Source organism: Rhizobium sp. 01N447_2 (assembly GCF_056399245.1).
Window position 1 is genome coordinate 81,001 of sequence record NZ_JBFTQY010000014.1, and the last position, 12,758, is coordinate 93,758.

Below are 12,758 nucleotides of genomic sequence, written 5' to 3' on the forward strand. Positions count from 1 at the left end.
ATGACGGCCAGAGAGGCCCCTTTCATCAGCATCGTCATACCGGCCTACAACGCCGAGAAGACGCTTGTCGAAACATTGAGCAGCGTCTCCAACCAGTCCTATGACAAGCTCGAAATCCTCGTGGTCGACGACGGATCGCGAGATGGTACGTTCGAACTTGCAAGCGACTACGGCCTGACCGACCGCCGCGTCCGTGTTCTCCGCCAGGAGAATGGAGGGGTTGCACGCGCACGCAACCATGGTGTCCGGGAAGCCCGCGGCCCCTACGTAGCCCCGGTCGATGCCGATGACATATGGCACCCCAACAAGATTGAACTCCAGCTTCAGGCGCTGCAGAAATTCCCCGACGGACAGGGCGTCGCCTATAACTGGTATGCGGCGATCGATGAAAACGGCATCATTTTCGGCCATTCTCGGCCGGTCATGCATCAAGGAAACATCTTCGAACCTCTGCTGAGGGAAAACTTCATCGGCAATGGCAGCACGCCCTTGATGCCGCGCGCGGAGGTTCTTCGTTGCGGCGGCTATGACGCCAGCCTGCGCGACAGCGGCGCCGAGGGGTGTGAGGATCTGAAACTCTATCTGGCCTTGGCCGAGACCCTGCCCTTCGCGTTGGTCCCCGATTTCCTGACCGGTTATCGCTTCACCAAGGGAAACATGTCCAGCAACGCCTATCGGATGCTGAAGTCCCACGGCCTGGTGATGGCGCCGATCATCGAGCGTTATCCGCATCTGACGCGGGATATCCGGACAGCCGAATTCAACACGGCGCGCTGGTATTTTAATAAGGCGTTTCTTGATGACGATCATGCACAGGTCAAAAAGCTGGCGCCGATGATGGTCAAAAAATATGCCTTGCAGCTTATCGTCCATGGTGTGCAGCAGAGCTGGCGCCAGGCGAAACGTCACGGCGTGAGGATGGCAAAGCGCGCGCTTGGCAAGCCTTTGGCCCGGCCAAAAACCCGCTTTGCGGGCGCGATCATTCCGCAACCCGGAACGGCATTCAGCGATCGCTTCACGACCATGCCTGTCAGGGAAGAAGCGACTGGCCCGACCTCTTTGCGGACGGCGAACAATGAATAGGTTTCGAAAGCCCCCTTCCCCAAAGCCGGCCAGCGCCTACAACCTGATCGTGGCATCCCGGTTCCGCGAGCTTCTGCAGCTCGTGCCGGCGCTGCGGCTCAAGATGACGGTGATGATCACCCTGGGGATTCTCACGGGTCTCTCGGAAATGGTCGGGATCACCTTCCTGGTCAGCCTCGTCTTTCTTCTCGGGCAGCAAGGTCCCGTTTCCGGTTCCGCCGTCGCATGGCTTCCGGCGTTTTTCGGCGGCAACGACCTTTCGAAACCGGTGCTGATCGGTATCCTCATCGGCTCCATCATCCTGCGAATTCTTCTCGGATGCGCCAATTCGCTCATTGCAAGCGCTGTCAACCACCGAATTAGCGACCGCATGCGAGACCGCCTCTACGCCAAGGTCTTGACCATGCCTTTTCAGCGCTTTCAGGACTATGAGCGCAGCGACCTGATCAACGTCATCGCAACCGAATCCTATGCGGTGTCGTCGGCGTATGCCAGCTTGGTACGGCTGGGAGTGAATTTCGGCACGATTGTGATTTTTGGCGTCGGCATGCTGGTCATGGCTTGGCCGATCGCGTTGCTCGCCCTCGCCTTCGGCTTCATCCATAATTTTGTATTGGGTTTCTTTGCCGGCGCCTACCGCCGTCTCGGCGCCTCTGCACTGGCTGCGGTGGAAGCGTTGACGCAGTTGAGCTGGACAACGCTACAGACTTTGAAAGCCGTCAAAAGCTTCGGCATGGAAAAGCGTCACCAACAACTCTTCGAGGCGCTTTCCAACGACGTCGGCCAGACCTGGCGCCGGTCGGACTGGATGGGAGCGATAACCTCGCTTCTCAGCGAAATTCTGACCTTCGGGGTCATCCTGACGATCATTCTGTCCTCGGAATTCCTGCCGGTCGATTTCAAGGCGGCGCTTTCGGCAACGATCCTTCTTTACAGGCTTCAGCCGCATATCAAGGGATTTGATTCCCAGATTCTCAGCCTTTACGAGATGGAAGCGTCCCTGCAAAACGTCCTGGCGCTGCTTTCAGAAAAGGATGACATCAAGCAGGCCTCGCAGGGGGAGAAGGTAAGCCGCCTGGCGGAGGCGATTGTCTTCCACAACGTCTCGTTCGCCTATGAGCGATCGAACGCCCCGGCGGTTCACGATCTCAGCTTCGCAATCAGAGCAGGCGAGACGACGGCTCTGACGGGGCCGAGTGGCTCCGGCAAAACCACCATCCTCAACATGATTCTCGATCTCAACCCGCCGACCCAGGGCCGGATCACGGTCGACGGCAGGGATCTGACAACCATCGAGCGGTCCAGTTGGCTGCAACTGCTCTCCGTGTCGGGCCAGGACGTTGAACTGATGGAGGGCACGGTCCTCGACAACATCCGGTTTCGCCGCGATATCTCGGAGCAGGATATCCGCTGGGCCGCCGATGTGGCCTGCGCAACTGAGTTCATCAAAGATCTGCCGTATGGCTTCGATGAATGGCTGGGCGACGAGGCGATCCGGCTTTCGGGCGGGCAAAGGCAGCGCATAGGTCTGGCGCGCGCGCTCGCCAGCCGGCCTCAGATCCTGTTGTTGGACGAAGCAACAAGCGCGCTCGACGAAGAGACCGAGATGCGGGTGTTTTCGGCAATGAAAGAAGATGCTGGCAGAACGCTGATTGTCGTCAGCCATCGGCCCGCTGTGGCCAGGCTGATGAAGAACCGGATCGATCTCCGCCCGCCCACCCCCACATCCAAGCTCGGGTGACGGAGATGGATGTGTCAACGATGTCAGGGGTTCGGGTGGCCGTCGTGATCCCTGCCTATAATGCCAGAGAATACCTTGCCCAGACGCTCCAATCCGTTGTCGACCAGACCCACAAGGCGCTCGAGATCATCATCGTCGACGACGGCTCGACGGACGAGACAGCCTCGATCTGTCGCCGTTTCGCCGCGAGTGATTCAAGGATCCGAATTCTGTCGACCGAAAACCGTGGCGTCGCTGCGGCCCGCAATACCGGAATCCAGGCATCAAAATCCGACTATATCGCCTTCCTCGATGCGGACGACCTATGGCATTCGACCTATATCCAAAGAATGCTCTCGGCTCTCCAGCCTTTGCCGGACGCCTGGGGCGCGGTCTATGCCCTTCACCGCTTCATCGATACCGAAGGATATTGCACGAGATCCGGTTCGTCGCTGAATGCCCGGGACAACATTCTCAACCGTCATCTCGTATTCCGCTTCGTCGGCAATGGCAGCGGCTTCATGGTTCGCCGCGCTGTCGTTGACAAGATCGGCGGCTACGATTCAAGCTATGCCAGAAAGGGGATTGGAGGATGCGAGGATTTCGATTTCGAACTCCGCACCGCTGAACATTTCAAGATCGAGACGGTGCCGTTGGGTCTGGTGGGCTATCGCTCACATTCCGCAGCCATGTCTTCAGACAGGTCGCGGATGGCGCGATCGCTTGTGGCGGTGACCGAGCAATGTATCGCTCGCAATCCTGAGCTTCCGGCTTTTGTCGTCAGCTGCGCCCGCACGTCGGCGCATCTTTATGCATTTTCAAAATTTGCCGCCTTGAAAGATTGGGACAGCGCTGCGGCCTCGCTCAAACACATTTATCATCATAGCCCAATGCTTGCTTCCGGCATCCTCACCAAATTGATCCTTTCAAAAGCCGGCAGAGCCAAACGCAGAGCGTTATCGAAAGTCTGGCCAGCAAGGGAACAAAAGCAAAAGAATCTCAGGAAATTCGAAGAGATAGACCAATTGCTAAAAAAGAGAGTAATCTACATAAAAAATAACTATCCCAATAATAATCTTCGACAATGTCGATTTTAACTGCAATCATACCTACGCACTGTGCAAGCATTCCGACTGGAGGACCCGCCAACCACCCCGGCGGGTCCTCAACTTTCCTTTTCGGCCGGTTGCACAAATGCGGTCGCCATTATCGCTGCATCAGCATAGATAGATCTTACTTCAGATGACGATATTACGCTGTTGAGATCGGCTTGATGAGAAAATCCCGCATCATAGGCAGGTGAAGGTCGAAGTGCCGGCTCTCCTGCTTAATATTTCGATCAAAATTTCAATTGAGCGCGCGATATTTTGAGATCTTCAATGAAATGTCGGAGACGGAGCAATCCGTCATAAAGTTGATATTGTTTTTTAATAGAAATTTATAATTATCGATGCCGTCATTAAGAATAATACGTCCAATGATTATTTATTGATATAATTTTAATCGTCTTAAAATTGATATTTAGATACAACCATTATCTGAAAATCATAATTTTTACCTTTTGATAAATTTTATTTGTTCTACTCAATTATCGCTACCGCTTTAATTAGTTCCTTCGTTTCACAAGCATCGGCGTTTAGTTTTCGCGCAAGGGCTGGAAATCTCCCGAAAGTTATTTCCCTCCCCCGGTTCTCAACGATCCGACAACCTGCCGGCACACTGGTGATGTTGTTACGGCCGATGACTCAGTGGTCCTGGGCTGGCCGCGCGTGGAAGAGTTGCCGATGCAATTCAACACCGCTGCACGAAACATTAACACCCTGATACATAAAGATATTACATAGTTCGATACGAACTGGACCGGCCAATTCAGCCAACGGCATTCGGTCTATCATTTCAAACGCCGGCATATGAGGCTGTACTGGCCAATGGAAATACCGGCGCAAAACCCGCGGCGTAAGAAATGCCTATCCTCTTGGCGAGCCGCCCGAAACGAAACAACCGATATGCTTGGGCGAAGTTGGACACTCCTGATTCATTACATCGGAGGCCCCCGGCATGCCCCGACCTGTGTCGAAATGGTCGCACCGCGCCCGCGAATTAACCCTTCATAAAGCATTTGCTTGCTCAACTTATAATTTGTGTCATGGTCACTGTAAGTAGCGAGGGAGCCGACCTGATGAGTGATATGGCATCGCAGATTCCGGAATTTGGTTACGATGAGCGCGTGATGATCTGCCGGAAGCAGATCGAAAAGGCGGTCTATCAGTTCATTGCAAATACGAAGGTCGAGGGATGCGATCCGGCGGAAGTCGCAATGGCGATCGCAGACATTGCCGACGATTACATTTTACTGCTGGCCCAGAAGCGCAATTTGACCCATTGAGGTCAATGGATCGGCCGTCAATCGGCCGATCGTCCGCACGATGTGTGAGACCCAAAATCGCCGCCGCTTCCCTGCCCGGAGGCAACGTCAACGGAATCGTTTACCGCTTGCGCCGAAACCATCCGAGCCATGACGTCGAACAGCTTCTGAATAAAACGCCCAACCACACTCAACAGCGCATGCGCCCGGCCCAGAACGAGCCGGGCTTCTCCCAATCTACAATTCGCGCCAGCTCACAGAATGGATTTCGATAGACCGCTCACTGGACACCAACACATGCATAACCCCGAAAATCGATGCTGATTTTCGGGGTTATGCATGGATTTGAAGTGGTAGAGCGTTCCAGTGCGTCCGATCGGACGCACGCCGGTCTAATGGCTTCTCACGCTCACTTGCGGAACCGGGGAGCTCAATTCAGCCAATTCCCTGGTCAAGCCCTCCCCGACCTCCTGCTTCACGGCCTCGAGCGCAAGGTCGAGGCAATTCGTCGCGAACGGCAGTTTGACATCCTGGGCGACCTGTCGCGCATAGGCGATCATCCGCGCCAACGCGACGAGTTCTTCCAGACCGTCTTCCGCCCCTTGGTCTGCATCTATCTTGACAACCGATGTCACGCCCATGCCCCATTTCTCCAATGAATTGAAGGAATGATACGCGCCTGGACGGGATCCACCCCGTGAAAAAAGCGTGACACAACTCCCGGTGACAATTGCCGACTTCGGTTCACAATGCAGGTCGCGTCTGGAACGAAGTTTCGTGCAGTTTCCAGGGCAGATCGGCATTCGAGCGAATATCGCGAACGTCCTGCACGGCTTTCAGCAATTCCAAGGCATCGATGCGTTTCTGGTCGACTGCATTCGACAGAAGTGCCGCCAGCAGTCGCGGACGATCCGGCTCGGGCAGCCCTGCACATTGCTCGACGACCGCCCGCCACGTTCGCTTCTTGAAGAATATCGCGCCTGCGGCATCTTCCAGCTGTTGGCGCAACCGACTTTCCAGCAGTCCGCGATCCTCCATCACATCGAGCGTTGCGCTGACATTGACGAGCGGTACCGTCAGCGCTTTGCTGCCCAGCGCGCTGGGGGCGTGCGTGAGTGCGACGGCGGCATCCTCGACCAGCCGGCCGATGCGATAGTCTTCGAAAATGCGGCCGATCCCGATCATACCGAACGGATGGCATTCGGCAGCGCGCAACGCGCCCATGCTTGCCGCCCCGAGAACCGCGACGCCCAGCGACAGAGCATGGAGAATTTCCTTGTGCCAGACCGGTGCGGCATATTCGAAGCCACCGTCGATCAGGCCGATGACATTGGCGCCCTGTTCCACCGCCGCGAAGACATCGCCCTGCGTCGCAGGCGGCAGGACGCATATCCCCTCGCCTGCAAGCGACGCCGCATCGGGAAGACTGGGACCTGCGAAAATGATCTTCAAAACCCTATTGCCCTGGCAAGCGCCCTCGTTCCGAACCGCTGGGCACGCTCCCCCTCCGGATTTTCGAGCTCGGGAATGACAACCTTGACGACACTGAAGGGAAGCGTGTCGTCGCTAAGGCGCACGGCGATCACCGAAGCGATCCGCCTGTTGCGTAGCCGGTCAAGCACATGCTGCAGCAAGCGGGCTAGATCCTGCTGCTCATGTCCGGCCATCCCATCAAGGCCGATGGCGGCAGCCGGCGGTGCAGCAACCGCAGCGAAGGCCTGCCGCATCAGCGGCGGCAAGCATCGTGAGAAAGTTGCGGGAGAGATATCGTCCCGGGCTCCGCTGATATAGGTCAACCGCGATTGCACGGCTTCCGTCACCGCCCGAATGGCCGCGCGCACGGGAGACGGGTGAGCGCCGGTGCCGCCGGTCACCTCGACGAGGCGAATGTCCCTGTCTCCATGAAGATCCCGGGAGCCAGGCACGAGATCTCCAGGCCCCAGCATGGCGGTGAAACAGGGGATTGCGATGTCGCTGGTGATATCGAAGAGCCTGAGCGCCAATCCTGATGTTTCGATCTTGACGATCAGCCCGTCCAAAGCAACGTCCTGGAAGCCGCGGGGATCGACGCAGGCGGCATAACGATCTGCTTCCGCGCCCACCTGCCACAGCACATGGGCGTCACGCTCGATACGCTCCAGGACGCCATGAAAGATCGCCTCCTCGGCATCGTTGCCCGACGCCAGGCCGTCTGAAGACATCCAGTATCGCGCGTCACGTGTGCGGTCGAGCACCACCGCTTCAAAGGGGACATAGACCTCGTCGCCGGTGAGGATATTGACGCCGGCAACCCATTCCGTCTCCTCCTCCGGTCCAAGATCGGGTTTATGAAGAGCGGTCAGGCAGTTCAGCGTGTCGGTCTTGCGTCCCATCGCCTGCAGACGGAAAGAGGTGCCGCGGACGAGATCGACGGAGGGTTCGCCGGCAACCGCTCGTTCGAGGGCTTCCATGACGGTGGATACTTTGGCATCGAGATCGGTCAGGCCCTTTCCCTGAGCAATCACGATCGAGCGGGAATTCGGAGCGTATGCGCACCAGACGGGGATTCCGATGTCGTCCAGTCCGGTATGTCGCGCAACCCTGGTAATGCCGAACCCGGCCAAAAAAGGTTCGACGCGGGAAAGGGTTTCCCGCGGCGACATGATCCTGTCGGAATATATGGACCGATCCGTCAGAATGCCGGCTCAGCCGTCGACGTGACCGGAGAGGGCAACCTGCGCCGACGAAACGGCAACGGCAAGGTCGACGCCCTTCACAAATGTGCCGCCGGCTTTGCGCAGGTCGTTCGCGGTCGCCAGATCCCCCGTCGGATTGAGAGGCTTGACCGTACCCGCGCCGAGATCGGCAAGCCAAAGACCCGCCTCACCGGGTATACCTATAATGACAGCTTTCGCCATGTAAATGCCCCTAAGTTATTGTTAAAAACCGGCCTTCAACAGGCCCTCCCGATACAGCTCTTTTTGCCAATGCTCCTTGAACGGGACGATGGCGAGCCATTTCTCGACGTCGAAGACCGGGTTGATGCTTTCGGCTCGTTGCCGATGGAAAAGCGCCCGTTTTCGATCGCCGATCATTGCGCAACTGGCCGCGGCGATGCGATGGGCCGGCGCTTTGTCTTTCATCGCCTCGACATAGGCGATGGCCTCCTCGTATTGCTCCAGGAAGAAGCTCGCTCCCGCAGCACACCAGAGATAGGCGTCAGGCGCGATGGGGTTGAGCGAAATCGCCTTTTTGATCTTGGCGAGCGCATCGCCCGGGCGGGATGCATGCACCAGCGTGTCGGCATGGCTGTAGATGACATCGGCAAAATGCGGGCTGAGTTCTTCCGCCAGATGAAGTGCGGCGACACTGGCATCGACATCGCCGAGATAGAGTTTGGTGACGCCAAGCTCGCGATGACCCGCCGCCGATTCTGGATCCCGCTCGATGGCCCGAAGCGCATTCTGCTCCGCCAGATGCAGCAGCTCGTTGTTTCCCTGCGCTGTCACGAGCCACTCGCTGGTGAAGGTCCTCGCCAACCCGGTAAATGACGGAGAAAAATCCGCCTTATGCGACAACGACTGCTTGAATGCCTTCCGTGCCCGGCGGATATGCGGCAATGTCAATTTGCTCATCAGGCTCGAGCCGACCAGATAGGCGTGATAGGCCTCGGGATTGGCTTCGAAGCGTAAGCGCTCTTCCTCGTTTTCAGCCAGCTCGCGGGCCACCGACATGGTCAGTTGCTGCGCGATCAGCCGTCTCTGGCGCGGCAATATAGCGGGCGTCATCGCAAAGCGATTGGCCCAGATAATCTCGTCCGTGGGAAAATAAACCAGCTGGGCGAACAATCCCTCTTCAGAAAGCCTCGTATCCAGCAGATAGGCGATCGAGTGACGAGCAACCACGGCAGCCTTCTCGGAATCGCGGCGGATCTGGCCGGCCGTATGCGGCGCTACGATGGAAATGTTTCGTAGCGCACAGAGTTCGATCGTGACGTCTTCGATCAGGGCGTTGGCAAGCGCAAGTCCGGCATCGGCATGTTTCGATGTCGGAGGAAGCAGCACCAGCCGAGGCAAGATCAGCGGCATCGGCGATATACGTTCGATGTCGGCAGCTGTCTCACCACCGGCCTCTGACCGCTTCACCTGTACCCGGGCATGGTCGTCGCCGTTCGGCAATCTCTCATTGAGGGACGAACCGCCGGATAGCCGGTGCAGCAAGGCTCTGACCTGCTCGTCATTCGGATCCCGTTCGAGGATCTGCAGGGCGGCGCTGGAAATGGTGCGCGCCGCGCCGGGCTTTTGCGCGTCCGGCAGCGCATCCAGCAGTGCCTGCCGCAACTGCAGCGCCTGAGCGTCCCGTTGCGCCCTGATCCACGCTTCTATCAACTTTGTCGCTGGTTTGATATTTCCGATGAACCCGCGCTGGGTCAGTTCGGCGATCGCGTTCAGCCGCTCCAGCGGCGAACCGCCGGTGCGAAAGATATCGAGATCGCTGGAAACTGCCTGCGTGTTGAGACGAACCGTGGTGGCGGTGAAATCAAAGGGCATTTCCGCGCGTCCGCCGTCTGTCTCGCGGATGCGGGAAAGCAGTTTGCGCAGATTGAGCCGCGCCAGATCAGCTTCGACGTCATTCCATAGAAACTGAGCCAATTCATAACGGCTGAGTTCGTGGCCTGCGCCGACATAGAGATGGGCCATCATCAACAGGCCCTTGATCGGATAGCGAACCGGATCGCCATTCGTCTCAATCAACCGCAGATCGCCGAATGTCTGCAGATGGAGCACAATCCGTCCTCAGCTGTTCATAACCGAATCGTGCAACTCACTGTCGCTGTCAGGCAACCCCGCGGCTGCCAGGCTTTTGGCCAACGCCACCAGCTTTTGCCTGATATTCGGGTCCTCGATGGCGATGAATGCCTTGTTGAGCGCCAGCCCCTCCTTCGAGGACAAAAAGCTGTTCAATTCATTGGTCTGGCCGTCGATCGGCCCGGAGCCGCCGTTCTCGAAGAAAAAGCCGACGGGCACGCGAAGAATCTCGGATATGCGCTGAAGGCGGCTGGCGCCTATTCTATTCGTTCCTTTTTCGTATTTCTGGATCTGCTGGAAGGTAATGCCCAGAAGTTCGGCCAAGCCGTTCTGGGTCATCCCGAGCGTCTTCCGCCGAACTCTTACGCGGTTGCCAACATAGACGTCGATCGAATTCGGCGATTTAGCCTTCATGTGAATAAGTCTCCCGCTTTATCAGCACGCCCCGCTGTACAATGGAGAGTTTAAGCAAGAATGCAACTAAAAGTAAATATTTCTTAAGATTTTTTTTCAGCAATGCACACAGTAAAAAACAACCTGCGGATTATCGCAGCCATCGCCATTTGGCGCGGATGCACCCGCGCTCTATCACGCACGTCGCAGCGGACGAATGCCGTCCGAAATCAATGCTGCTCCGACACCGTCTCTTAGAGGCTTCTGGGCAACGGCGATCATCGACTTGGCGAAAACGGGAATCCTTCCAACATATTCAAAACGAACATTGTCGAAGCCGGTATCCAGCAGCAGCGTACTCAGCGTGTTTTTCGACCAGAACTTAATATGCCCATGTTCTTTCAATGGCATGAAGTGGTCGTCCATTTTCCCCATCGCAGCCAGGGCAAGGTTCTTCAGATAACCGTGATAGGGCGTCGACATCACGGCGATGCCGCCCGGCTTGACGAGATCGTACATCGTCGCAGTGAAGGCCCTCGGATCGTAGACATGCTCGACGACCTCCAGGCTGATGACGGCATTGAAGGTGCCATATTCCCTTGAAAGGTCGTCGTAGGCCGAGCCGACGTTCAGCGGCAAATCGGGATAATTAACATTGGCCTTGGTGATGCCATCACTGGAAGGATCGACGCCGACGACATAATATCCCTTTCCCGCAAGAGCCGCTGCCGCCCCGCCGGTACCACATCCCAAATCAAAGACGTCGTTTTCTGCAGAACCATCGAAATGGCTCTCCAGCACGTCGAGCACGGCAGGCAAGATATAGGAGTGCGCGGTTGTTGGTTTCGCGTGAACATAGGTGGCTGCGTTTAGCTCGACGGACATATCCCTCCCCTCGGCGATTGCGCGGCAAACCCTATCGAAGAATACGTCGAAAATTTGATAAAAACCGTCAAAACCCGCTCAATTTCAAGGAATTCCAAAATATAATCTATAGTTTTATAATAAAAAATAAAACTTTTGCGCGAAAATAGATCGTTGTCATAATATAAACGAATACACATAGATAACAAATTTATGTATGCTCCAAAATAATCTAGAAAATTCCATCGATATCATAATAACAATAACAATAATCTGTCGAAATCACGCGGAAACCGAGATAACGGTGATCGATTCATAGACTGAATGGTGAGATCATTCGCCATCTGCCACCGCGATTGTCCCTAGCTATATTGGAGATTCCCAATCGACATAGGGTTGAAGCTCCTACGCCGAAATCTGCAGCGCGCCCTTGATAACGACGAGGCAAAAAGGTGCCCAATTGCCGACACGAAGCCAAAGATATTTAACGGCTGAATGTATATGCTGGATCTAGAGCAATTCCAGCAAAAGTGCGCAGCGGTTTGCGTCCGGAGTTGCGCAAAAACAAAAAGATAGAGAGTTCCGTGGCTTGGAGAAAAACGGAAATGCTCTAGACCGCCCGATCGAAACCCTTCTCGCACGCCGGAGAAGACAAGCTTGCCCGATAATTCGTCCGCATATGCGAAACAGCCGGTGGGGAAACCGCGGGTTCCCGTGGTCTTCTGGTTGCTGCTGACGATTTCCCTCTCGCTGGTCATGGGAACGGTGCTGCTTTCCAACAACATGAAACACTTAAAGACAGTCAGCCATTATTTTGGCTTCGATCTCTTTCCCCAGGAGGTCAGACCGCCTCCCCCCAAAGCCCTTCCCCGCCCGACGCCCCCGGCCACCTTCACGCTTCCATTGCATATCATCGAACCGCCGATGGTACAGACCGCGTCGACTTTCCTGCGGACATGGCGGATATCCGGCGCTGCAATGTGTGCGGCGCTGCGCAATGCCGGCATCGAAACCAGCGATTGGGCGGCGGCGAGTTTCAACGCCGATACATTTGAATGCTTTTTCGAGCAGAGCGGCAAGCGGGAGAAGGATCAGCTCCCGAGTTCTATCTTCGTCATCGTTCGCGGCGACGCCGCCGGCACGATCAACAATATGCGCGTGAAAATCATCAATCCCGAGACCGATGCAAATGGCCAGCTCGATCCCGGCATTCTGCGAATTTTCGAAATCATGCTGCGGCAACCGCAATGGCTCGATTTTCACGAGACCCTCAACGCGATCAAGAATCTGAAGGACATCAAGGAAGACGGCTTCGGAGCCAGTATCGGCTTCACCCGCGAGGTACTCAATCCCGGGAATTACAACTTCACGCTCTCGCTGGATGCAACGTCAGGACCGCAGAAAAGTACAAGAAATTATTTTTCCGGCAGAAGATGGCTGCCGTTGCCGGACCCCGCAGTCGAGATCGACAGCGCGCAACCGGAATCAGTCTCCAAGCCTCCCCATACCGAAGCGCCGGCTGAAAGTCAGGAACACCGGCATTAGA

The 12,758-nt window shown here is 56.2% G+C and carries 12 protein-coding genes; 5 read left to right on the forward strand and 7 right to left on the reverse strand.

Features of this window, described 5'->3' with window-relative positions:
* The 4 genes from AC1ECN_RS11440 to AC1ECN_RS11455 all read left to right on the forward strand — a co-directional run bounded on the left by AC1ECN_RS11440 (position 1) and on the right by AC1ECN_RS11455 (position 5,189).
* Positions 1-1,083: a glycosyltransferase family 2 protein gene (locus AC1ECN_RS11440; RefSeq protein ID WP_130672965.1), complete on the forward strand. Its 1,083-nt coding sequence runs from the start codon at positions 1-3 to the stop codon at positions 1,081-1,083.
* Positions 1,076-2,824 (forward strand): ABC transporter ATP-binding protein, encoded by a 1,749-nt coding sequence (locus AC1ECN_RS11445; RefSeq protein WP_130672966.1) that lies wholly within the window; start codon positions 1,076-1,078, stop codon positions 2,822-2,824. The genes AC1ECN_RS11440 and AC1ECN_RS11445 overlap by 8 nt, the downstream gene beginning before the upstream one ends.
* Positions 2,821-3,900 (forward strand): glycosyltransferase family 2 protein, encoded by a 1,080-nt coding sequence (locus tag AC1ECN_RS11450; RefSeq protein WP_477953000.1) that lies wholly within the window; start codon positions 2,821-2,823, stop codon positions 3,898-3,900. Before AC1ECN_RS11445 ends, AC1ECN_RS11450 begins: the two co-directional genes overlap by 4 nt.
* A gap of 1,082 nt (positions 3,901-4,982) precedes the next feature.
* A complete protein-coding gene (locus AC1ECN_RS11455; RefSeq protein ID WP_004676311.1) occupies positions 4,983-5,189 on the forward strand; it encodes a hypothetical protein in 207 nt (68 codons plus the stop codon).
* Between the two features lie 371 nt (positions 5,190-5,560).
* Here the strand turns inward: AC1ECN_RS11455 and AC1ECN_RS11460 are convergent, their stop codons facing one another.
* From AC1ECN_RS11460 to AC1ECN_RS11490, 7 genes are all read right to left on the reverse strand, one after another.
* Positions 5,561-5,809 carry a hypothetical protein gene (locus AC1ECN_RS11460; protein ID WP_003542090.1) on the reverse strand — a complete coding sequence of 83 codons (249 nt, stop codon included), beginning with the start codon at positions 5,807-5,809 and terminating at the stop codon, positions 5,561-5,563.
* Positions 5,810-5,912: 103 nt separating this feature from the next.
* Positions 5,913-6,620 carry a TfuA-like protein gene (locus tag AC1ECN_RS11465; protein ID WP_018073818.1) on the reverse strand — a complete coding sequence of 236 codons (708 nt, stop codon included), beginning with the start codon at positions 6,618-6,620 and terminating at the stop codon, positions 5,913-5,915.
* A complete protein-coding gene (locus AC1ECN_RS11470; protein WP_018073817.1) occupies positions 6,617-7,810 on the reverse strand; it encodes a YcaO-like family protein in 1,194 nt (397 codons plus the stop codon). Before AC1ECN_RS11470 ends, AC1ECN_RS11465 begins: the two co-directional genes overlap by 4 nt.
* Positions 7,811-7,852: 42 nt before the next feature.
* Positions 7,853-8,065, reverse strand: coding sequence for a hypothetical protein (locus AC1ECN_RS11475; protein ID WP_018073816.1), 213 nt, complete (start codon positions 8,063-8,065; stop codon positions 7,853-7,855).
* A 21-nt stretch (positions 8,066-8,086) separates the two neighbouring features.
* The gene (locus tag AC1ECN_RS11480) at positions 8,087-9,934 is read right to left on the reverse strand and encodes a peptide antibiotic resistance protein (protein WP_018073815.1); all 1,848 of its coding nucleotides are present in this window, start codon (positions 9,932-9,934) and stop codon (positions 8,087-8,089) included.
* Between the two features lie 9 nt (positions 9,935-9,943).
* Positions 9,944-10,369: a helix-turn-helix domain-containing protein gene (locus AC1ECN_RS11485; protein WP_018073814.1), complete on the reverse strand. Its 426-nt coding sequence runs from the start codon at positions 10,367-10,369 to the stop codon at positions 9,944-9,946.
* A 174-nt stretch (positions 10,370-10,543) separates the two neighbouring features.
* Positions 10,544-11,233 (reverse strand): class I SAM-dependent methyltransferase, encoded by a 690-nt coding sequence (locus tag AC1ECN_RS11490; protein WP_130662054.1) that lies wholly within the window; start codon positions 11,231-11,233, stop codon positions 10,544-10,546.
* A gap of 636 nt (positions 11,234-11,869) precedes the next feature.
* On the opposite strand from AC1ECN_RS11490, the gene AC1ECN_RS11495 reads away from it, so the two are divergent.
* On the forward strand, positions 11,870-12,757 hold the full coding sequence (locus AC1ECN_RS11495) for a DUF6030 family protein (protein WP_164591780.1): 888 nt from the start codon (positions 11,870-11,872) through the stop codon (positions 12,755-12,757).
* Position 12,758: the final 1 nt, after the last annotated feature.